The organism is Methyloversatilis universalis FAM5 (assembly GCF_000214035.2).
GTDB lineage: Bacteria > Pseudomonadota > Gammaproteobacteria > Burkholderiales > Rhodocyclaceae > Methyloversatilis > Methyloversatilis universalis.
On sequence record NZ_AFHG01000057.1, the window covers coordinates 200,706 to 223,476 of the forward strand.

At 68.1% G+C, this 22,771-nt stretch carries 16 protein-coding genes; 9 read left to right on the forward strand and 7 right to left on the reverse strand.

All coding sequences use genetic code 11. The annotated features are described in order from the left end of the window. Window positions 1–810: 810 nt before the first annotated feature. From METUNV1_RS16620 to METUNV1_RS16630, 3 genes are all read left to right on the forward strand, one after another. Window positions 811–2,457 (forward strand): flavin-containing monooxygenase, encoded by a 1,647-nt coding sequence (locus METUNV1_RS16620; protein ID WP_008063807.1) that lies wholly within the window; start codon window positions 811–813, stop codon window positions 2,455–2,457. 81 nt (window positions 2,458–2,538) lie between these two features. Then, entirely contained in the window at window positions 2,539–3,594 is a 1,056-nt protein-coding gene (locus METUNV1_RS16625) for an alpha/beta fold hydrolase (protein WP_008063808.1), read from the forward strand. Window positions 3,595–3,685: 91 nt separating this feature from the next. Beyond that, entirely contained in the window at window positions 3,686–4,579 is an 894-nt protein-coding gene (locus METUNV1_RS16630) for a helix-turn-helix domain-containing protein (RefSeq protein WP_008063809.1), read from the forward strand. A gap of 4 nt (window positions 4,580–4,583) precedes the next feature. On the opposite strand, the gene METUNV1_RS16635 is transcribed toward METUNV1_RS16630, so the two are convergent. Beyond that, window positions 4,584–5,432, reverse strand: a complete 849-nt coding sequence (locus METUNV1_RS16635) for an EamA family transporter (protein WP_008063811.1) — start codon at window positions 5,430–5,432, stop codon at window positions 4,584–4,586. 23 nt (window positions 5,433–5,455) lie between these two features. Then, window positions 5,456–5,674 (reverse strand): hypothetical protein, encoded by a 219-nt coding sequence (locus METUNV1_RS16640; RefSeq protein ID WP_008063813.1) that lies wholly within the window; start codon window positions 5,672–5,674, stop codon window positions 5,456–5,458. A gap of 133 nt (window positions 5,675–5,807) precedes the next feature. On the opposite strand from METUNV1_RS16640, the gene METUNV1_RS16645 reads away from it, so the two are divergent. Beyond that, on the forward strand, window positions 5,808–6,740 hold the full coding sequence (locus METUNV1_RS16645; RefSeq protein ID WP_008063815.1) for an asparaginase: 933 nt from the start codon (window positions 5,808–5,810) through the stop codon (window positions 6,738–6,740). Window positions 6,741–6,865: 125 nt separating this feature from the next. Further along, window positions 6,866–8,416, forward strand: a complete 1,551-nt coding sequence (locus METUNV1_RS16650) for an EAL domain-containing protein (RefSeq protein ID WP_008063817.1) — start codon at window positions 6,866–6,868, stop codon at window positions 8,414–8,416. A gap of 13 nt (window positions 8,417–8,429) precedes the next feature. Here METUNV1_RS16650 and METUNV1_RS16655 read toward each other — a convergent pair whose 3' ends face one another. Further along, a complete protein-coding gene (locus METUNV1_RS16655) occupies window positions 8,430–9,155 on the reverse strand; it encodes an SDR family oxidoreductase (protein ID WP_043360171.1) in 726 nt (241 codons plus the stop codon). A gap of 232 nt (window positions 9,156–9,387) precedes the next feature. On the opposite strand from METUNV1_RS16655, the gene METUNV1_RS16660 reads away from it, so the two are divergent. From METUNV1_RS16660 to METUNV1_RS16670, 3 genes are read left to right on the forward strand one after another with little or no spacing between them, the layout of a single operon-like run. Continuing rightward, window positions 9,388–10,527 carry a response regulator gene (locus METUNV1_RS16660; RefSeq protein WP_043360173.1) on the forward strand — a complete coding sequence of 380 codons (1,140 nt, stop codon included), beginning with the start codon at window positions 9,388–9,390 and terminating at the stop codon, window positions 10,525–10,527. A gap of 24 nt (window positions 10,528–10,551) precedes the next feature. Then, window positions 10,552–14,952 carry a PAS domain S-box protein gene (locus tag METUNV1_RS16665; protein WP_043360175.1) on the forward strand — a complete coding sequence of 1,467 codons (4,401 nt, stop codon included), beginning with the start codon at window positions 10,552–10,554 and terminating at the stop codon, window positions 14,950–14,952. 1 nt (window position 14,953) lies between these two features. Next, window positions 14,954–19,126: a PAS domain S-box protein gene (locus METUNV1_RS16670; RefSeq protein ID WP_008063822.1), complete on the forward strand. Its 4,173-nt coding sequence runs from the start codon at window positions 14,954–14,956 to the stop codon at window positions 19,124–19,126. Here METUNV1_RS16670 and lipA read toward each other — a convergent pair. Genes lipA through METUNV1_RS16690 form a run of 4 tightly spaced genes read right to left on the reverse strand, consistent with a single transcriptional unit; the run spans window position 19,123 to window position 22,156 of the window. Then, a complete protein-coding gene (gene lipA / locus METUNV1_RS16675; RefSeq protein ID WP_008063823.1) occupies window positions 19,123–20,082 on the reverse strand; it encodes a lipoyl synthase in 960 nt (319 codons plus the stop codon). The genes METUNV1_RS16670 and lipA overlap by 4 nt on opposite strands. A gap of 12 nt (window positions 20,083–20,094) precedes the next feature. Beyond that, window positions 20,095–20,715 (reverse strand): lipoyl(octanoyl) transferase LipB, encoded by a 621-nt coding sequence (gene lipB / locus METUNV1_RS16680; protein ID WP_008063825.1) that lies wholly within the window; start codon window positions 20,713–20,715, stop codon window positions 20,095–20,097. After that, on the reverse strand, window positions 20,712–21,008 hold the full coding sequence (locus tag METUNV1_RS16685; RefSeq protein WP_008063827.1) for a YbeD family protein: 297 nt from the start codon (window positions 21,006–21,008) through the stop codon (window positions 20,712–20,714). The genes lipB and METUNV1_RS16685 overlap by 4 nt, the downstream gene beginning before the upstream one ends. Before the next feature lie 11 nt (window positions 21,009–21,019). Further along, window positions 21,020–22,156, reverse strand: a complete 1,137-nt coding sequence (locus tag METUNV1_RS16690; RefSeq protein WP_008063829.1) for a D-alanyl-D-alanine carboxypeptidase family protein — start codon at window positions 22,154–22,156, stop codon at window positions 21,020–21,022. A gap of 216 nt (window positions 22,157–22,372) precedes the next feature. Between METUNV1_RS16690 and METUNV1_RS16695 the strand changes: the two genes are divergently transcribed. Beyond that, window positions 22,373–22,696, forward strand: a complete 324-nt coding sequence (locus tag METUNV1_RS16695) for a hypothetical protein (protein WP_008063833.1) — start codon at window positions 22,373–22,375, stop codon at window positions 22,694–22,696. Window positions 22,697–22,771: the final 75 nt, after the last annotated feature.

Consider the following 22,771-nt stretch of genomic DNA (forward strand, 5'->3'; position numbering starts at 1 on the left):
TGATGTGTGTGAAACACATTATCGGAAACGTTTTGGGTCTTTGCAAGGTTTTTTTCGTTTTTTTGAAATGCCCCTCTGAGCGATGCCTCCCTTTACGAACGAAGAGCGATGGCAGAGGCGCCGCGGACAGAAAGTAACAGCGCGACTGTGGATGCCAGGGTGAGGAGCGCGGGCTCTGAATGGCTGAGGCGGGTCGCGACGGAAGCCGATTGCTGCCCTCTCATCGCGTCATCTGCGACACCCTGCATTTCCTGTGCCGCGCTCCCTGTTTGCGGAGCGAGGTGGTTGGCGAACCGACGGTGATCAGAGGTCCGGCCTCGGAACGATTTGTGACGTGCCGGCACAGCCGAGGCGCTTTCTCATCGTTTGCCAACACGCTTTATGACAAGTGGTGTTAGCGCAAGTGGTAGCATTGGAGCGTTCAGAGGCCCGCGTCTGACTGCGGAGCACTTCGGGCGAGTTCGGATAAACTTCCGATGAAACAAGCGGTTGAAAGCCCCTGGCAAGTGCCCGGAAGGCCCGGGTGGATCAACTCTTAATCCGTAGGTCGAGTGTTCGAGCCACTCACAACCCACCATCAGAAAGGCCAGTCCTCCGGGACTGGCCTTTTTCATTTCCGCTCCCTCCGTATCCGGACGCCGTCCGCCCCACCGTTGGCGCGGTAGCGGTGCGCGCCTGTTTTGTTCAAAAGATCGCCGGCCTCGTTCAAGCCGGCCGCTATCGCCCGTCCCTAAAGTCAGCGCCACAGGGTCCCGCACTGCGCGGGGCCGTTCCGGGTTCTGCATACAGCCAAAAAAAACGGAGGGGATGATGGGCGAAGCAAAGGCGGCCGCGGCAGCGGCGGGGACGGACGAGGGCACGAAGACCTTCGACGCGATCGTGATCGGGGCGGGTGTGGCCGGGCTGTATCAGGTCTACCGGCTGCGCGAACTGGGCTTTTCGGTGCGGGGCATCGAGGCGGCCTCCGGGGTGGGCGGCACCTGGTACTGGAACCGCTACCCGGGGGCGCGCTTCGATTCCGAAGCCGAGATCTACCAGTACTGGTTCGACGAGGCCATGTTCAAGAACTGGCAGCCGAGCGAGCGCTACCCGGCGCAGCCGGAAACCGAGCGCTGGCTGAACTACGTGGCCGATCGGGCGGACCTGCGCAAGCACTTCCTGTTCGATACCCGGGTGACCGCGGCGCGCTATGACGAGGCGGCCCGGCTGTGGACGGTGGATACCGACCGCGGCGAACGTCTGCAGGCACGCTTCCTGATCAGCTGCACCGGCATGCTGTCGGCGCCGCTGAACGAGGTGTTTCCGGGCCAGGCCTCGTTCCGCGGGCAGATCCATCACACCGCGCGCTGGCCCAAGGAACGGGTGGAATTCGTCGGCAAGCGGGTGGGCGTGGTGGGCACCGGCGCCACCGGCATCCAGGTCATCCAGACCATCGCGCCGCAGGTGGGCCATCTGAAGGTGTTCCTGCGCACGCCTCAGTACGTCATCCCGATGCGGAACCCGAAATACAGCCCGGCGGACTGGGCGAAGCAGGGCGCGCGTTTCGCGGAAATCCGCGACCGAATCAAGAACACCTTCTCCGGCTTCGAATACGACTTCAGCAACGGGGCCTGGGCCGACCTGACGCCGGCGCAGCGCACCGAAGTGCTGGAGCGGCTGTGGGCCGACGGTTCGCTGGCGCTGTGGCTGGCGTCGTTCTCGGAAATGTTCTTCGACGAACAGGTGAACAAGGCGGTGTCCGAATTCGTGCGGCAGAAGATGCGCGAGCGGCTGAAGGACCCGGTGCTGTGCGAAAAGCTCATCCCGACCACCTACGGCTTCGGCACCCACCGTGTGCCGCTGGAAAGCCAGTACCTCGAGGTGTATCACCAGCCCAATGTCGAGATCGTCGATGTGAAGGCGTCGCCGATCGAGCGCATCGTGCCGGAGGGCGTGATGACCGCGGACGGCACGGTGCATGAGCTGGACATCCTCATTCTCGCCACCGGTTTCGACGCCGGGTCCGGTGCGCTCACCCGCATCGACATCCGGGGCCGCGGCGGCCGTTCGCTGAAGGAGGACTGGAGCCGCGAAATCCGTACCAGCATGGGTCTGCAGGTGCATGGCTACCCCAATCTGTTCACCACCGGCGCGCCGCTCGCGCCGTCGGCCGCGCTGTGCAACATGACCACCTGCCTGCAGCAGCAGGTGGACTGGATCACCGACTGCATCCGCTCGATGCGCGAGCAGGGCCGGCGCGAGATCGAGCCGTCCAAGGCCTTCGAGGACGCCTGGGTGGCGCACCACGACGAAACCGCCAACCGCACCCTCGTGGTGAAGACCCACTCCTGGTACATGGGCTCCAACGTCGAGGGCAAGCCGCGTCGCCTGCTGTCCTACATCGGCGGGGTCGGCACCTACCGCCAGAAGTGCGACGAGGTCGCGGCCAGCGGCTATCGCGGCTTCACGTTCGCCTGAAGGCGATGCACCCGGCCGGCACGCGCCGGCCGGGCCCGGACACTGCGCCGCACGGTGACGGCGCCGACGGAGGAGAAAGCAATGATCCAGAACGACTATTACAGCCAGGACGTGCATGGCCCCTTCCAGCTCATCAGCATCGGTGCGCTGGCGCTGGAAGAGGGCGGCACGATTCCCGATTGCCGACTGGCGGTGGCTACCCACGGCACGCTCAATGCGCGCAGGGACAACGCCATCCTGGTGCCCACCTGGTACTCGGGCACCAGCAAGATCATCGAGCAGGTGTACATCGGGCCTGACCACGCGCTCGACCCGAGCCGATATTTCATCGTGCAGATCAACCAGATCGGCAACGGTCTGTCGACCTCGCCGCACAACAGCGACGGCGACATCGCGATGGCGCGTTTCCCGCGCGTGCGCATCGGGGATGACGTACGGGCACAGCAGCGCCTGCTGGCGCAGCACTTCGGCATCGAGCGGCTGGAGCTGGTGGTCGGTGGCTCGATGGGGGCGCAGCAGACCTGGGAATGGGCGGTGCGCTTTCCCGACCGCGTGAAGCGCGCGGCGCCGATTGCCGGCACCGCGAAGAACACCGAGCATGACCTGTTGTTCGCAGAAACCCTGGTCGAGGCCATCACCTCCGACCCCGCCTTCCGCGACGGTGCTTACGCGAACTCCGCCGACGTGATCGCCGGCCTGCGCCGGCACGCCAAGCTGTGGACCGTCATGGGCTGGAGCGTGGATTTCTTCCGCGAGGACCGTCACCGCGCGCTCGGCTTCGAGTCGGTGGCCGATTTCGTCGAGCGTTTCATGATCGGCTACTTCGGCCCGATGGACCCGAACGACCTGCTCTGCATGGCCTGGAAGTGGCAGCGCGGTGACGTGAGCCGGCACGCCGGCGGCGACCTCGCGGCCGCGCTCGGGCGCATCCGCGCGAAGATGACCGTGATGCCGATCAGCCACGACATGTTCTTCCCGCCGGAAGACTGCCGCCGCGAACAGCAGCTGGTGGCCGGCAGCGAACTGCGCGTGCTGGACAGCATCGATGGCCACTTCGCGCTGCTCGGCACCGACCCGGCGATGGTGGCCCAGGTTGATGAACACCTGAAGGCGCTGCTCGCCGCGCCGGTGGACTGAGCCGGCGGCCGGCCTGTGCACGCTGCGCCGCAAAAACCGGCGCGCGTGCGCTCTGCTACGCTGCGGAGGGCCGTTCCGCCGGGAGCACGACATGCCGAACATCATCACGCCGAAAGAGTTGCCGCAGTGGGTGCCGGGCAGGGTGCTGTCATCCAGTGACGGGCTGGGCTGGAAGGGCGTGGCCCACCGCTCCTACCGCTACGCCGGTCTCGACGTGCCGATCCCGCCGCTCGACCATTTCATGGTGGTGCGCTACAGCGCCGGCAGCACGCCGATGGACCGCTGTTTCGACGCGCGCTGGTCGCGCGCCGACTGCCGGCCGGGCGACGCCTCGCTGCTGTCGATGTCGGAGCCGTCGCACTGGCACTGGACCCGGCAGATCGACGTGTCGCACGTCTATCTGTCGAACGGGCTCATGTCGAGGGTGGCGGGCGAAGTGATGGAGAGGCCGGTGTCCGAGGTCAGGCTGCACGACGTGCTGTGCACCCGTGATCCGACGCTGCTGGCGATCACCGACGCCATCACCGGCGAGGCGGTGAATCCGGAAATGGGCGGGTCGCTGTATGCCGAGGCGCTGGGCACCCAGCTCGCGGTTCACCTGCTGCGCAAGTACGCCGAAGTGTCCTTCCGCGCCCCGATCGCCGGCGGCCGCCTGTCACCGGCGCAGATGCGCCGGGTGCTCGACCTGATCGAGGCCCGCATGCACGAATCGCTGAGTCTGGAGGACATGGCCGAAGCGGCTGGCCTGGGCGTGTGCACTTTCCACCGCCGCTTCCGCGCCACCCAGGGTCGCGCGCCGCACGCCTTCGTGATTGACCAGCGGGTGAAGCGCGCCCAGCAGCTGCTGGTGGCCGGTGATCAGGCGGTGAAGGAAGTGGCGGCCAGCTGCGGCTTTTCCGATCAGGCCCACATGACCCGGGTGCTGCGCGCCCGGCTCGGCGTCACCCCGGCCCAGCTGCGCGGCAGCCGGCGCCGGCAGCCCTGACCGTTCAAGCCGGCGCCAGCCGCAGCGCGACCGCTCCGGCCGCCACGGTCAGGATGGCGGCCACGCGTACCCGGGTGACCGGCTCCTTCAGCACGCAGGTGGCGATCAGCAGGCCGAACACCACCGACGTTTCGCGCAGTGCAGCGACCAGCGCCACCGGTGCGCGCGTCATGGCCCACAGCGCCAGCGCATAGGACCCGAGCGTGCCGGCACCGCCCAGCAGCAGACGGCGGCCGCCCGAGCGCAGCAGCGCCGGCAGCGCGGGCCTGCGCAGCCGCCACAGCACGATGCCGAGCAGTACTGCGGTGCCGACGAACATCCAGCCGGTGTAGGCGAAGGCACTGCCGGACAGCCGCACGCCTTGGCCATCGACCAGCGTGTACAGCGCGACCACGCCACCGTTGCACAGCGCGGTGCGCAGCACGCCGGGCGCGGCGTGCCCGCGCCGGCGCGCGTCCAGTCCGAGCAGCAGGATGCCGGCGGCAATCAGCAGCGTCGCGATCCAGCCGCCGGGCGGCAGCGTTTCGCCGAGCAGTGCGCTGGCCGCCATTGCGGTCATCAGTGGCGCCGAGCCGCGCATCAGCGGATAGGCCAGCGCCAGTTCGCCGTGCCGGTAGGCGCGCGCCACCAGCAGGAAGTAGGCGACGTGGATCGCGACCGACGCGGCCAGCCAGGGCAGGCTGGCGGCGGCGGGAGCGGGCAGCGCCGGCAGCAGGCAGAGCGCCCACAGACCCGCACCGGCGACGATGAGCACGGTGTCGCGCAGCGTGTCCTGCGAACTGCGCACCAGCGCATTCCAGCCGGCGTGCAGCAGCGCCGCGCACAGCACCACCGCCATCACGTCGGGGGCCATTGCCGGCGCGCCTGGAGGGGGGCTCAGTCCTGCTGAGCGGTACCGGCCGCGCGCACGCCGCGGATGACCCGGATCAGGCAGAACAGGAAGCCGCCGGCGCCGACCGCGGCCATCGGCAGCGACTGCCACAGCGGCCAGCCGCCGGTCTGGCTGTCGTCGATCAGGTTGAGCAGGCTCAGCGTCACGCCGGACATGCCGAGGATGGCGAAGCCGAGGGCGGCGAAGAAGAACAGCAGGCGCATGGTGGGTATCCGGTGAACATCGGCGGTCGGCCCGCATTGTGTCCGAACGCGCGGTCCGCTGGGAAGCGCCGCCGCGCTTGCGCCGCGATCGCGCGCTCCGCGAGAATGCGGCGAGCCCACAGCAAGGTATGCCATGAAGCGCATCGTCATTCTCGGCACCGGCGGCACCATCGCCGGTCAGGCCCGTCGCAGCGACAGCCATGTCGGCTACACCGCGGCGCAGATATCGGTCGAGGACCTGGTGGCCGGCGTGCCGGCGCTGGCCGGTCTGCCGCTGGAGGCGGAGCAGGTGGCCCAGGTCGACAGCAAGGACATGTCCTTCGCCATCTGGCGGGCGCTGGCGGCGCGCGTCGCCCATCACCTGGCGCGCGACGAGGTGGCGGGCGTGGTGATCACCCACGGCACCGACACGCTGGAAGAGACCGCCTACTTCCTGCAGCGGGTGCTGGCGCCGGCAAAGCCGGTGGTGCTGACCGCCGCGATGCGGCCGGCCACCGCACCGTCGGCCGACGGGCCGCAGAACCTGCTCGACGCGGTGCGCGTGGCTGCGCTGCCCGGCGCGCGCGGCGTGCTGGCCTGCATCGCCGGCACCGTGCATGCCGGTGACCAGGTGCGCAAGATCCATCCGTATCGTGTCGACGCCTTCGATTCCGGCGACGCCGGCCCGCTCGGCTACATCGAGGAAGGCCGGCTGCGCCGGCTGCGCGACTGGCCGGCCGGCCAAGCTCTCGGTCTGGCGCCGGTGCTGCGCGAGGACTGGCCGCGGGTCGACATCGTCACCAGCGCCGCCGGTGCCGATGGCGCGCTGGTGGAGGCGCTGTGTGCGCTCGGCGCTGGCGGCCTGGTCGCCGCCTGCACCGGCAACGGTACGCTGGCCGCTCCGCTGGAAGCCGCGCTGCTGAAGGCGCAGGCCGGTGGCGTGGCGGTGCTGCGCGCCAACCGCATCGGGCGCGGGGCGCTGGTCGAGCCCGACGGCGCGGCGCCCGCCCTGCCGTCCGCCGGTGCGCTCACCCCGGTACAGGCGCGGGTGGAACTGACGCTGCAGCTGCTTCAGCGGGGATCGTGACAAAAAGTCCCGAAGATTGGGCGGGGTGAGTGCTGCGCTGTCACCGGCAGCGCTTACACTCCGGTTCTCGTGCACTCCGATAAGAAGACCGTTCCAACGGTCACGACCAACGAAGAACAGCTCCGATGCGACGTCGCGCATTGACCTCGCTGCTCACCCTGGCAGCGCTGCTGGCCGGCCTTTTGCCGGTCGCGGCCGGCCTGTACTTTTCATGGGTGTATACGCTGCGGGTCGAAACCCAGCACCTTGATGCGCTCGCGCAGCAGGCGCTCGCGCGCGCCGAGCAGGTGTTCGACGAGGCGCAGTCCGAACTGTCCGGTCTGGACAGCATTCCGCAGCCCGCCTGCTCGCCCGCCCACATCCAGCGTCTGCGGCAGATCGCCTACTGCACCCCCTTCGTGCGCGAGATCGCCTATGTCGAGAACGGCGCCATCGCCTGCAGCAGCATGGGCGAAGCCGATCACGGCCGGCAGCTTCCGGCGGCCGACTGGTCCGACGGCAACGGCCGCCAGATCTGGTTCCGGGTCACCCACACGCTGGACGACGTGCGACCGTCGGTCGCCATCAGCCGAGGCAATCACCTTGCCCTCATCCACGCCAGCCACTTCCAGGCGCGTCCGGTCGGCGATACCCGGCTGGCGGTGCTGAGCACCACCGACTGGCTGCCGCTGGCCCATGTCGACGAGCCGCTGCTGCCCAGCATGATCGACACCGCGGTCACCGGCCGCGAGCGCATACAGGGCGACCGTCTGTACGCGGTGGCGCAGTCGACCCGCCTGCCCATCGTCGCGGTCGGTGCGCAGACCCGCGCCCAGCTGATGGCGGCGTGGACCCAGCCGCTGGTCATGATGACCCTGCTCGGCGTGCTGCTGAGCACGCTGCTCATGTGGGCGGTGCGCCGCTTCGCTCGCGAGTATTTCTCGCCGGCCACCGCGCTGCTGGCCGCCATCCGCCGGGGTGAGCTGCGGGTGGCCTATCACCCGCAGATACGGCTGAGCGACGGCCGCTGCGTCGGCGCCGAACTGCTGGTGCGCTGGCCCGACCAGAACGAGCCGGTCATGAGCACCGACGATCTGGTGCATCTGGCCGAACACTCCGGCTTCGAGCACGAAATCACCGCCCGCGTGCTGCGCACCGCCATCGCCGAGATCGGTGATCTGCTGCAGCGGCGGCCGGAGCTCACGGTGTCGCTGAACCTGGCGTCACACGATCTGGAGCGCGGCGACATCGTCGGCCTGCTGACCGAAGTGATCGAGGGCAGCGGCATCCGGCGCAGCCAGATCGAACTGGAACTGACCGAGCGCAACCTGATACAGGCAGGTCCTGCGGCCGACGCGCTGGCGCAGCTGCGCGAGGCCGGACACACAGTGCTGCTGGACGATTTCGGCACCGGCTATTCCAGCCTGTCCTATCTGCATGACCTGCCGGTCGATGCGCTGAAGATAGACCGCGCCTTCGTTGGCACCATAGGCGCCGAAACCCCGCACGCGCCGCTGGTGCCGCACATCGTCGAGATCGCCCGCAGCCGCAAGCTGCACATGGTGGCCGAGGGGGTGGAAACCGAACAGCAGGCCAGCTATCTGCGTCAGCAGGGGGTCGAGGTGGCGCAGGGCTATCTGTATGCGCGACCGATGGACGCGGCCGAGTTCCGCCAGTTCCTGGCTACCCGCAGCTGACCGGCGGCGCGCGCTAGCGCCGGACGTCCAGGTTGCGCAGGTCCACCACCGCTTCGTCGCCGAACTGCGGCGACAGCAGATGGTCGATGAAGCGCGCCGCGGCCTCGGCCGGCGGCCACAGCGCACCGTCGAGCTGCAGCGCCTCGAAGCGGGCGCGGTTCGGGAAATCGCTGTCCGGCGTGGCGCGTATCTGCGCCTGCATCGCGGTATCGATCACGCCCGGGGCGACGCTGACGATGCGGCATCCCGCCGGCGCGTCCAGTGCGGCGGCCCGCGCATGCTGGTCGAGCGCGGCCTTGGTCGCGCAGTAGACCGACCAGCCGGCATAGGGCGTGCGCGCCGCGCCGCTCGATACATGCGCGATCCGCCGGTCATGTGCGTCCGGGCTGGCGGCGATCAGCGCATCGGTCAGCATCAGCGGCGCTGCCACGTTCAGTGCCACCGCCTGCGCCAGCGCAGGTGCGGACTGCCGGCCGGGGGGCTTCACCGGCCCCAGCGTGCCGGCATTGTTGATCAGCATCACCTGACCGGCGCCCGCCAGGAAATCGCGCAGCGCGTCGCCGTTCAGCCAGGTCGCCAGTGCGGCGCTGTCGGACAGATCGAGCGCCACCTGAGTGAGCCCTGCGTGCTCCGGCGCCCGTCCGCGCGACAGCGCCAGCACCTGCACGCCCCGCTGCAGCAGGCCGGCGGCCAGCGCGGCACCCAGCCCGTGGGTATGTCCGGTCAACAGTGCTCGCATGGTCGCCTTTCGGATCGTTCAGAGTGGTGGGCGCACCGGCCGGCGAAGGGCCGGCCGCTTGCGCCTGCAGCGCTGCGGACACGCCTCAAACGGCTTCGCCGCGCGGTCCGGTCATATTGTTTATACATTTGCGGCAGGCCGCCGGAGTAAGATGGCATCCCACGATCGATGTCCTGTCGGCCCGCGGCCTCCGGCGTCCTTCGTGCCCCAGCATGAACTGGAGACAACCTGAGTGAACGCTCCGCAAGGCGATGCCGAGAACCCGCAGAAAACCTTGCTTCTGGTCGATGACACGCCTGAAAACCTGACGGTGCTCGGCGAAATACTGATGCCGCATTACCGCGTACGGGTGGCCAGTTCCGGCCAGCGCGCGCTGACTGCGGTGGTGTCGGATCCTCGGCCGGATCTGGTCCTGCTCGATGTCATGATGCCGGAAATGGATGGCTACGAGGTGATCCGCCGCCTCCGCCAGAATCCGGCCACCCGCGAACTGCCGGTCATCTTCGTGACCGCGCTGGACAGTACCGAGGACGAGGCGCATGGCCTCGAACTGGGGGCGGTGGACTACATCACCAAACCGGTGCGCCCGGCCATCGTGCTGGCGCGGGTGCGCGGCCAGCTCGAGCTGAAGGAGGCGCGCGACCGCATGCGCGACCAGAACCTCTGGCTCGAAAGCGAGATCGCGCGCCGCATGCGTCAGAACCAGGTGGTGCAGGACGTGAGCATGCGTGCGCTGGCCAGCCTGGCCGAGGCGCGCGACGACGAGACCGGCAATCACATCCTGCGCACCCAGTCTTACGTGAATGTGCTCGCCCGCGCGCTGGCGGCGCTGCCGCGCTACGCGGACACGCTGACGCCGGCACGCATCGAAACCTATACCAAGGCCGCACCGCTGCACGACATCGGCAAGGTGGCGATTCCCGACCATATCCTGCACAAGCCGGGCAAGCACACGCCGGACGAGTGGGAAATCATGAAGACCCACGCGCAGCAGGGTGCGGACGCGATCTGGCGCGCGATCAGCGACCAGGACGAGCGCGAGGCGCTCGACTTCCTCTACATCGCGATGGACATCGCCCGCTGCCACCACGAGAAGTGGGACGGCAGCGGCTATCCGGAAGGGCTGGCCGGCGAGGCCATTCCGCTGCCGGCACGGCTGATGGCGCTGGCCGACGTGTTCGATGCGCTGATCAGCAAGCGTGTCTACAAGCCGGCATTCCCGATCGAGAAGGCCGCCGACATCATCGTGCAGGGCCGCGGGCAGCACTTCGACCCGGACGTGGTGGACGCCTTCATCGCGAACATCGATGAATTCGCCGCGATCGCAGCGCGATACGCCGATCTGGCGGAACATCAGGCCGCCTCCGCATAGCAGGTGCCGCCCCGAGCCCCGAAGATGTCCCCGTTTTTCCGGTCACGTCCCTGCTTGCTGCTGCGTGCGGCCACGCTTGCGCTGACGGCGCTCGCCGCCGATGCGCGGGCGCAGGGGCTGCGCCCGGGCGAGATCGGAGAGCTGTGGGCCGATCACGCGGACGTGATGATGGGTCTGGGCGGCAGCCTGCTGCTGGTGTGCGTGCTGCTGTTCGCGCAGTTCGTCCATGTGCGTCGCCTGCGCCGTGCCCGCGCGCTGGCCGACGCCCAGGCGGCCTCGCTCGACGAGGAGCGCAACCGCCTGCGCATGCTGCTCAACGCCATGCCTGACCTGGTGTGGCTGAAGGACGCCGATGGCATTTTCCGCTTCTGCAATCCGCGCTTCGAGCGTCTGTATGGCCATACCGAAGCCGAACTGATCGGCCATTCCGACTACGAATTCGTTGATCGTGAACTTGCGGACTTCTTCCGCGCCCACGACAGGGCCGCGGCGGCAGCCGGAAAGCCGCTGACCAACGAAGAGTGGCTCACCTTCAGCGATGACGGCTACCGCGGGCTGTTCCAGACCACCAAGACGCCGGTGACCGACGGCAACGGGCGTCTGGTGGGCGTGCTCGGCATGGCGCGCGATGTCACGTCGATGCGGCAGGCGGAACTTGCACTGGCCGAGCGGGTGAAGGAACTGCGCTGCCTGTACTCGATATTCCGCATCACCGAAGACTGGCTCCGCCCGCTCGACGCCATGCTGCTCGAGGTGGCTGCACTGCTGCCCGACGGCCTGATGCATCCGCAGCAGGCGGCGGCCTGCATCGAACTCGACGGGCGCGTGCACGCCACCCCCGGCTTTGACCGCGTGGTCCAGCGCGCGAGCGAGCCGCTGCGGGTGAAGGGCAATGTGCGGGGTCAGTTGGTGATCGGCTATCTGAAAGACATGCCGGATCAGGCTGATGGCCCTTTCCTGATCGAGGAGCGGCAACTGCTGGAAACACTGGCCGACCGTCTGGCCAGCGTCGTGCAGCGGCGCGAGGACGAAGCGCGCGCGGACCAGCGGGAAGAGGTGAGCCGGGCCATCGTGTCGCAGGCGTCGGACTCGATCACGCTGGTCGACGCCGAAACGCTGGCCTTCGTCGAATTCAACGACGCCGCCTGCAATGGCCTTGGCTATACCCGCGAGGAGTTCGCCCGGCTCACGCTGCCGGACATCAACGCGCAGTACGAGCGGGCAGATGTGGCGGCGCGCCTGCGCGAGGTCATCCGCAGCGGTGGCATGCAGTTCGACACACTGCGCCGGCGCAAGGACGGCAGCGTCACGGAAGTGCGCGTGAGCGCCAAGCCGATCACGCTGCAGGGCCGGCAGTACGTGTCCAACATCTGGTGGGACATCACCGACCGTTCCAAGATGCAGGCCCAGCTCGACCGCGAGCGCCAGCGGCTGCAGGACATCATCGACGGCACGCGGGCCGGTACCTGGGAGTGGAATCTGCAGACCGGTGAGGCGGTGTTCAACGAGCGCTGGGCCGACATGTTCGGCTATCAGCTGGCTGAACTGCAGCCTTTCACCACCGACACCTGGGCGCGCTTCGTCCATCCGGACGACCTGCGCCGGGCCAACGCCGCCCTGCAGCGGCATCTCGACGGCGAGACCGAGTATTACGAGTGCGATGTGCGCATGCGTCACAAGGACGGCCACTGGGTGTGGATCGCCGACCGCGGCCGGGTGACGCGGCGCACGCCTGACGGTCGCCCCCTCATCGTCAGCGGTACCCATATCGATATGACCGAGCGCCGGCAGGCGGAAGAGCGCCTGCGCGAGAGCGAGGAACAGCACCGGCTGCTGTCCGAGAACGCCAGCGACGTGATCTGGCTGTACGACCTGAAGGCCGAGCGTTTCGTGTTCGTCAGCCAGGCAGTGGAACGCATGCTGGGCTACTCGAGCGATGAAGTGATCGGCCGCAGCCTGCAGGAACTGATGACGCCGGAGAGCTATGCGCGCCTGTACGGTCCTTTCGTCGAGCGCATTGCCGCGTTCAAGGCGGGCGACCAGCGCATGCGTACGCGGACGGTCGAGATCGAGCAGCCCTGCCGGGACGGTCGGGTGGTGGACACCGAAGTGACCACCACGCTGCGCACCGACGCCGACGGCCGCATCACTCACCTGCAGGGCGTGACCCGCGACATCACCGCGCGCAAGCGCACTGAAGCCGACCTGCGCAAGCTGTGGCTGGCGGTCGAGCAGAGCCCGAACAGCATCGTCATCACGAATACCGATGCCGACATCGAATACGTGAATCAGCGCTTTACCGAAATCACCGGCTACAGCCGTGAGGAGGCGCTGGGCCAGAACCTGCGCGGGCTGCGCTCTGAACTGACCGATATCGGCATCTACGACTCGATGTGGGAAGCGCTGTGGCGCGGCGAGGCCTGGGCGGGCGAACTGGTGAACCGCCGCAAGGACGGATCGCTGTACACCGAAGCCACCCAGATCGCGCCGGTGCGCCAGCAGGACGGACGCATCACCCACTACATCGTGATCGAGGAAGACATCTCCGACAAGAAGGCGGCGGCCGAGGAACTGGATGCCCACCGCTACCACCTCGAAGAGCTGGTGCGCAGCCGCACCGTCGAACTCGAACGCGCGCGCATCGACGCCGAGGCGGCGAGCCGCTCGAAGAGCACCTTCCTGGCCAATATGAGCCACGAAATCCGCACCCCGATGAATGCCATCATCGGCTTCACCCATCTGCTGAGGCGCGAACTCAGCGTGCCGGCCCAGCTGGACAAGCTGGAAAAGATCACTGGCTCCGCCAAGCATCTGCTGGCCATCATCAACGACGTGCTGGACCTGTCCAAGATCGAGGCCGACCGGCTGCAGCTGGAGGAAGTGCCGTTCAGCGTGCTGACCACGCTGGACCATGTGCGCAGCATGATGGCGGACCGCATCGCGTCGCGTCACCTGGAACTGCGCGAGGAGATCGACCCGCGCCTGCAGGGACTCACGCTGGTCGGCGACCCGCTGCGGGTGGGACAGATCCTGATTAACTACCTCAGCAATGCGGTCAAGTTCACCGAGCATGGTCACATCACCCTGCGGGCGCAGATCCTGCTCGAGCAGGAGGCGGCGGTGATGCTGAGGTTCGAGGTGAGCGACACCGGCATCGGCATCGCGCCGGAGCAGCAGACGCGCCTGTTCGAGGCCTTCGAGCAGGCGGAAGCCGCCACCACCCGCAAGTACGGCGGTACCGGCCTGGGCCTGGTCATCAGCCGCCGGCTGGCCCGTCTGATGGGCGGCGAGGTCGGTGTGCAGAGCGAACAGGGCAAGGGCAGCACCTTCTGGTTCTCCGCCCGCTTCGAGCGGGGCAGTGCGGACCAGGTGCCGCGCCCGGTGCCGGTGGTGAGCCGGGTGCGTGCCGGCGCCCGCGTGCTGCTGGTCGAGGACAATCCGATCAACCAGGAAGTCGCACGCGAACTGCTGGAGCGCGCGGGCCTCACGGTCGAGGTGGCGGCCAATGGCGTCGAAGCGCTGCAGAAGGTGAATGCCGCCCGGTTTGACGTGGTGCTGATGGACATCCAGATGCCGGTCATGGACGGCATCGAAGCGACCCGCCGCCTGCGCGCGCAATACGATGCGCAGGCGCTGCCGATACTGGCCATGACTGCCAATGCCTTCGAGGACGACCGCCGCCGCTGCGAAGAGGCGGGCATGAACGGTCACCTGGTCAAGCCGGTCGATCCGGAGCGCCTGTTCTCGGCGCTGGCGCAGTGGATACCGGACGACAGTCGCGAGCCGCCGGCGGCCGCGCCGCTGCCGCCGCGCCCGGCCTCGACCGCGCTGCCGCTGCAGGGCGGCGCGATCGACCAGCAGACCGGACTGCTCGCCCTGGATGGCGACGTCGACAGCTATCGCGAGGTACTGCAGATGTTCGTCGATCACCACGCCGGCGATGTCACGCGGCTGCGGCAGGCGGTGATGGAGGGCGATCTGCTGATCGGCGAACGCATCGCGCACACGCTCAAGGGCGTGGCCGGTACGGTGGGCGCGCTGGCGCTGCGCGACTGCGCGGCCTTGATCGAACACGCGCTGCATGAAGGCGTGACCGAAGCGGTGGTCGAACAGCTGGCGGCCTGCGAAGCCTGCATGGAAGCGGTGTGCGCGGAAATCCGCGCCCTGCCGGGAGCGGTCGCGGCACCGGCCGCGGTGCCGCTGGACACGGTGCGCGCACTGATTGCCCGGCTGGCCCTGCTGCTCGATCACGACGACATGAAGTCGGGTACGGTATGGCGCGAACTCAAACCGGCGCTGGAAGCACATCTGGGTACCCAGGCCGTGCATCCGCTCGCGCGCCTGATCGAAGCCTTCGAATTTCCCGAGGCACTTGTCGTGCTGCGCGCGCTGATCGACGCGCACGCCGAGCTCAAGGACGGCTGACATGCGCCTGCTTCCCGGTGTAGAGGTGAGTTTCATCCGCGCGGACGACGTGCTCGACCGCGCTTTCCACAGCAGCTATGACCTCGGGCTGGTCATGCTGTCCCTGCTGATCGCGGTGCTGTCGTCGTTCGCCGCGCTGGAAATACTGCGCCGCATGAGCGCTTCGGAGCATCGCCGGCTGTGGGTCGCGCTGGCGGCGCTGATGTTCGGACTGGGCGTGTGGTCGATGCACTTCATCGGCATGCTCGCCTTCCGGCTCGACTGCGCGGTGGCCTACGACCCGTGGGTGACCGCGCTCTCGGTGCTGCCGGCCATCGTGGCCGCCGTGGTGGCGCTGCACCTGATCGCGCGCGAGGCGCCCTCCACCGGTCAGCTGCTGACCGGCGGCGCGGTGATCGGCTGCGGCATCGGCCTCATGCACTACAGCGGCATGTCGGCGATGCGTCTCGAAGGCGTGCTGCACTACGACCCGACGCTGTTCGCCCTGTCGCTGCTGGCGGCCATCGCGCTGGCGATCGCGGCCCTGCAGCTGCGCGCCTTCATCGCCCGCGGCGTGCATGCGCACAAGGGCTGGCTGTCCTCGCTGCTCGGCGGCGCGGTGCTCGGCCTCGCCATCGCCAGCATGCATTACATCGCGATCGAGGCGGCGGTCTTCCTGCCGGCCGATCTGCCGGGCGATGTGGTTGCGGTCAGTTCCACCACGCTGGCGCTCGGTGTTGGCATCGTGATGAGCTTCATCATCGGCGGCATGCTGCTGTTCATGCGCTCCGGCGAGCGCATTGCGCGCGAGCGCCAGCGGGCCGACGCCATTCTGGCGACCACGCGTCAGGGCTTCGTGCTGATCGATCAAGAGGGCCGGATCACGCGCAGCAATGCGGCGATGAGCCGGCTGACCGGCCTGCAGCCGGCCGCCCTGGCCGGCCGCCCGGTGCGCGAGCTGATCGCCGGCGGTGCGTTGCCGCAGCAGGACGGCGCCAGCACCGAAGTATCGCTGCGCCGTGCGGACGGCAGCACGGTGCCTTGCCTGGTCGATGGCAGCGTGCTGACCGAAGACGGTGTCCCGTTCACCTTCGCGCTGTTTTCCGACATCAGCCGCCGTGCCGAAGCCGAGGCCGGCCTGAGGGCGCGCGAGCAGCAGTTCCATGCGCTGCTCGATTCCACGCCGGACCCGATGGTGATCGCCGACCGCAGCGGCACCATCGTCATGGTCAACCAGCAGGCCGAGCGCTTCTTCGGCTACGCCCGCAGCGACATGCTCGGCCAGCCGGTGGAGATGCTCATTCCGTCCCGGTTCCGTGCGGCCCACCCGGGGATGCGCGAAGGCTTCGTGCATGAGCCGCGCACCCGCTTCATGGGCGCAGGTACCGGCGTGCTGCACGCGCTCACTGCCGACGGGCGCGAGGTGCCGGTGGAAATCAGCCTGAGCCCGATACAGACCGAGGACGGCATGCTGGTGGCGAGTGCATTGCGCGACATCACCGACCGGCTCGAAGTGGAGAAGACACTGGCGCGCCAGCTCGAACTTCAGAAGCTGGCGCAGGACACGCTGCGCGTGGCCCATGAGGAACAGCGGGCGATTCTCGATTCCGCGACCTCCGGCATCGTGCTCGTGCGCGACCGCATGCAGCAGCGCTGCAACCGCCGGCTGCACGAGATTTTCGGTTATCCGGACGGCGAACTGATCGGCCAGCCGACCCGCGTGTGGTATCCGGACGAGGAAAGCTGGGCCGCCACCGGGCGCGCCGCTTACGGCCCGATCTGGCGCGGCGAGACGATGCGTCACGAACTGCAGCTGGTGCGGCGCGACGGCCGCCTGTTCTGGGCGCGCATCACCGGTCACGCCATCGATCCGCGCGATCCGGACAAGGGCTCGGTTTGGATGGTGGACGACATCACCGCCGAGCGCGAGGCAGAGGCCGCGCTGAAGCACGCGAAGGAACTGGCGGAAGAGGCCACCCGGATGAAGTCGGACTTCCTGGCCAATATGAGCCACGAAATCCGCACGCCGATGAACGCCATCATCGGCATGTCGCACCTGGTGATGAAAACCGAACTGACGCCGCGTCAGCGCGACTTCATGAAGAAGATACAGCTGTCGAGCCAGCACCTGCTCGGCGTGATCAACGACATCCTCGACTTCTCAAAGATCGAGGCCGGCAAGATGACGGTAGAGCGCATCGAGTTCGAGCTGGAAAAGGTGCTCGACAACGTGGCGGCGCTGGTGATCGAGAAGAGCGCGGCCAAGGGCCTGGAATTGATGTTCGACATCGATCCCGCGGTGCCTGATTTCCTGATCGGAGACCCGGTGCGTCTGGGTCAGATCCTGATCAACTACACCAACAACGCGGTCAAGTTCACCGAGCGCGGCGAGATCGTGCTCCGGCTGCGCATGATCGAGGACAGTCCGGACGTCGTGCTGCTGCGCTTCGAAGTGCGCGATACCGGCATCGGGCTGACCGAGGAACAGCGCGCACGGCTGTTCGAGAGCTTCCAGCAGGCCGACAGTTCGACCACGCGCAAGTATGGCGGTACCGGTCTGGGTCTGGCGATCTGCCGCAAGCTGGCCGAACTGATGGACGGTGAAGTCGGGGTCGAGAGCGTGCCGGGCCAGGGCTCCACTTTCTGGTTCACCGCCCGCCTGGGCCGCAGCAGCCGGCAGAAGCGCGAGCTGCTGCCGCACCCTGACCTGCGCGGCCGCCGCGTGCTCATCGTCGATGACAACGACTACGCACGCGAGGTGATCGGCAACCTGCTGCGCAGCATGTCCTTCTTCACCGAAGACCGCATCAACGCCTGGAGTGCGGTCGAGGAGGTGCGGCGTGCAGCCACCGAGGGCCGTCCGTACGACGTCGTCTATCTGGACTGGCAGATGCCCATCATGGACGGCATCGAGGCGGCCCGGCAGATCCGCGCGCTGGGCCTCGCCCATCCGCCGCGCCTGGTCATGGTCACCGCCTTCGGCCGCGAAGACCTGCTGCTGCAGGCGCGCGAGGTCGGCATCGACGACGTGCTGATCAAGCCGGTGAATGCGTCGGTGCTGTTCGACACCACGATGCGTGTGCTGGCCGGCGACGAAAGCCGGGTGGCGGGCACCGCGGCGTCCGACCTGCCGGCGGAAATGGCGGCGCTGGCCGGCGCGCGCGTGCTGCTGGTCGAGGACAACGAACTGAACCGCGAAGTCGCGCGCGAACTGCTGAGCGAATCCGGACTGGTGATCGACATCGCCGAGGACGGCGCGGTGGCGCTGTCCCGCGTGGCCGGGCAGCACTATGACCTGGTGCTGATGGACATGCAGATGCCGGTGATGGACGGCCTCACCGCGACCCGGCGCATGCGTGACATGCCGGAGCTGGCCGGCCTGCCCATCGTCGCGATGACCGCCAATGCCATGCGCGAGGACGTCGAGGCCTGTCTCGACGCCGGCATGAACGACCACATCGCCAAGCCGATCGACCCGCAGGATCTGTGGGCCAAGCTGCTGCGATGGATACGCCTGCGCAATCCGGTACTGGAGCGCGACCGCCGGGAAGAACCGGTGCTGCCGTCACGGGTGTCGCCGCAGATCGAGCTGCCGCGCATCGAAGGACTGAATACCGAGGTCGGACTGAAACGGGTGCTCGGCAAGCCGGCGGTCTATCTGGGCCTGCTGCGCCGCTTCGTCGCCGGAGAACAGCACCTCGAACTGATGGTGGCGGCGCTGCAGGCGAACGATCTGGCCAGTGTCGAGCGCCAGGTGCACTCGCTGAAGAGCGTGGCCGGCAATATCGGTGCGGACGGCCTGCAGCAGGCGGCCGCGCTGCTGGAGTCGGCGCTGCGCAGCCGTCGGCCGGTGGATGAACTGGCGGTGCTGCTGGATCGGGTGCGCGACCAGATGACGCCGCTGATCGAAGGACTGAAGCAGGCCCTGACGCCACTCGATGACGCGTCGCCGGCGCTGCCCGACGCGGACGCCGAGCCGCAGGAGTCGGCGCAGGCGCGCGCCGAACTGCTCGACCAGCTGGCCCGCCTGCTCGAACATGGCGACTACAGCGCGACCCGGCTGGTGAGCGAACAGCGCGACCGGCTGCTGCGCGCGCTCGGTGGCCAGCTGCCGGCCATCGAAAGCGCGATTGCCCAGTTCGATTTCGAGAGCGCGCTGCGCCGCCTGGAGGCGGCACGCGATACCGCGGACTAGCCGGTGGCCAGGCCGGCGGCGTGCGCCTGCCGGTCGGCATGGTAGCTGGAGCGCACCAGCGGGCCGCAGGCGGCGTGACTGAAGCCCATCGCGGTCGCCTCGCGCTCGAACATCGCAAAGGTGTCCGGATGCACGTAGCGCAGCACCGGCAGGTGGCCGCCGGAGGGCTGCAGGTACTGACCCAGCGTGAGCATCTGCACGTTGTGTGCGCGCATGTCGCGCATCACCTCGAGGATTTCCTCGTCGGTCTCGCCCAGCCCCAGCATCAGGCCGCTCTTGGTCGGCACCTCCGGGTGGCGGGCGCCGAACTGGCGCAGCAGTTCCAGCGAATGCGCGTAATCGGAGCCCGGCCGCGCCATCCTGTACAGCCGCGGCACGGTTTCCAGATTGTGGTTCATCACGTCGGGCGGCGCCGCGTCGAGGATGGACAGCGCGATGTCCAGCCGGCCGCGGAAGTCCGGCACCAGCACCTCGATCTGCGTGCGCGGCGAATGTTCGCGCACCGCACGGATGCAGTCGACGAAGTGCTGCGCGCCGCCGTCGCGCAGGTCGTCGCGGTCCACGCTGGTGATCACCACGTAGTTCAGCTTCAGCGCGGCGATGGTTTTCGCCAGCTTCAGCGGCTCTTCGGTGTCCAGCGGGTCCGGGCGTCCGTGGCCGACGTCGCAGAACGGGCAGCGGCGGGTGCACTTGTCACCCATGATCATGAAGGTGGCGGTGCCGCCGCCGAAGCACTCGCCGATGTTCGGACAGCTCGCTTCCTCGCACACCGTGTGCAGGCCGTGCTCGCGCAGGATCTGCTTGATCTCGCCGAAACGGCTGTCGTGGCGCGCGGCGCGCACCCGTATCCACTCCGGCTTGCGCAGGGTTTCGGCCGGTACCACCTTGATCGGGATGCGGGCGGTCTTCTGCGAGCCTTTCTGTTTTTCGGTCGGGTCGTAGGCGGTGTCGCTCATGGCGGAGGGTACCTATGCGTAAAGGGCGCGCTGTAGCGCGTCGGTCAGTTGCCGGCAGATCGCCTCCGGTGGGAGGTCGATGCCGAGATCGCGCGTCTGTGTGACGCGCAGCCCACTGTAACCGCAGGGGTTGATCGCGGTAAACGGGGTGAGGTCCATATCGACGTTCAGCGAAACGCCGTGGTAGGTCCGGCCGTTGCGGATGCGCAGGCCGAGCGCGGAAATCTTGGCTTCGTCGTCGCCGTGGCCGACATAGACGCCGGGGGCGCCGGCCCGCCGCTGCGACGCGACGCCGTGTGTGGCGAGCAGGTCGATCACCGCCTGTTCGATGCTGTTTACCATTTCGCGCACGCCGAGGCCGGCGCGCTTGAGATCGACCAGGGTGTAGATGACCACCTGGCCCGGGCCGTGATAGGTCACCTGGCCGCCGCGGTCGCTGTCGACCACCGGCACGCCGACCTCGCGCAGCAGGTGTTCGCGCTTGCCGGCCAGGCCCAGCGTGAATACCGGCGGGTGCTCGACCTGCCAGAACTCGTCCTGGGTGTTGGGACCACGCGCCGCGGTGAAGGCCTGCATGTCCTGCCAGACCGGCGTGTAGTCCACCCGGCCCAGCGCGCGGACGACGGCGGTCACAGGACGACCTTCACCATCGGGTGGGCGCTCAGTTCCATGTAGAGCGCATCCAGCTGCGCCTTCGACGTCGCGCGTATGGTGGCGGTGAGGCCGATGTAGCGGCCACCGGACGAGGGGCGCATGCCCAGCGTGGCCGGGTCGAAGTCGGGCGCGTGGCGCAGCACCACCTCGACCACCACCTGGGCGAAATCGTCATGCCGCTCGCCCATGATCTTGAGCGGGAAGTCGGTCGGGAACTCGAGCAGCGTGTCCGCGCGTGACGCGGGCGGCGTTCCGGACGGTGCATCGGTCATGTCTGTCGTCCTCAAATGCCGAACCAGAGCCGGATCGTGTCCCAGATGCGGCGGAAGAAGCCGCCTTCCTCGACCGCCACCTTGGCCACCAGCGGGTATTCGCCCGCCGGCTTGCCGTCGATGGCGACCTTGAGCGTACCCAGTTTCTGGCCGGCGGCGACCGGGGCGATGACCGGCTTGTCGACGATGATTTCCCGGGTGACCTTGCCGGCCTGGCCGCGCGGCACGGTCACCACCGCGTCGTGCGCCGGACCGACCTGCACGCTGGCCGCGGCGCCCTTATAGACCGCAGGCGTTTCCAGTACTTCCTCGGCCAGCGCCAGGCGTGCGTTTTCCCAGGCGTTGTAGCCGTAGTTCAGCAGCGTGGCCGACGACTCGATGCGACCCTTCTCGTTCGGCGCGCCCAGCAGCACCGACACGATGCGGCGGCCGTCGCGCCTGGCCGAGGACACCAGGCACCAGCCGGCGGCGTCGGTGTGGCCGGTCTTCATGCCGTCCACGCTGCGGTCCATGGTCAGCAGCCGGTTGCGGTTGCCCTGCTTGATCCCGTTGTAGGTGTAGTCCAGCGTCGAGTACAGCGGGTAGTACTCGGGGAAATCGGTGATCAGCGCGCGCGCCAGGATGGCGAGGTCGCGGGCGGTCGTGTAGTGGCCGTCCTCGGTCAGGCCGGTCGAGTTGCGGTACTGCGTGCCGGCCATGCCCAGGCGCTTGGCCTCGGCATTCATCATCTGCGCGAAGGCCGCTTCCGACCCGGCGATGGCTTCGGCCAGCGCGACGCAGGCGTCGTTGCCGGACTGGATGATCATGCCGCGGATCAGTTCATCGACCGTGACCGGCTTGTCGGGGGCGATGAACATCTTCGAGCCGCCGGTCTTCCAGGCCGCGACGCTGACCGGCACGGTCTGGTTGGCCTTGAGCTGACCGTTCTTCAGCGACTTGAAGGTCAGGTAGGCGGTCATCAGCTTGGTCAGCGAGGCCGGTTCGACCTTCTCGTCGGGGCGCGACTGCGCCAGCACGGCGCCGGATTCGTGATCGATCAGCAGCCAGGCCCGGGCGTCGGGCTGTGGCGGCGGAATCAGGTCGGCGGAAGCGGTGAGCGGGAGGAGGGCGGACACGAGAAGCGCGGTGCAGCGCAACAGCTTGAGCATGGATTCGGGGCTTCGGTCGGACAAACGGGAAAGGCCCTGCCACGAGGGGCAGACGGTGAAGCGCGACAGTCTACCAAAGCGCGGCCAGCTGCCGGCATGGAAGCTGCTTCCGGATGTATCGGGCAGCTCCGTCGTCCTGTTTCATCTTGCAGCGCAGCGGGGTTCGGTGTTCTCATTAACGGAACTTAATTCCTGTGCGCCCTCTCCGACGGCCCGATGAGTATTGCGCGTATCGCCCTGTTGATCGGCACGCTGGTGCTGGCCCTGACCACTTTCGGGGTCGGGCAGGACGCGTTCGCGCATGCACCGGAACAGTGCGTACGCTGTACCGTGGCCGAGTCGCCGGACGACGTGCCGACCGATGTCTATGGTGCGCTCATGTACCGGCTGGATCTGGCGGGCGACCCGCCGGATTCTTTCGTCGCGGACGTGATGCGTCCCGACGGACGCGAAGCGCGGCCGGTGCACGTGTCCCTCATTCCCTTGCTGCTCGAGCCGGAACCGGCGCGGGTACCGCTCAGGCCGCCCAGACTGGCCTGAAGCCGCCGCCGGCCGTCCGCGCCGGCGGTCAGCAGTCCGCACGTCCCGTCGTGACACCGGCTTCACAGCCGGTGC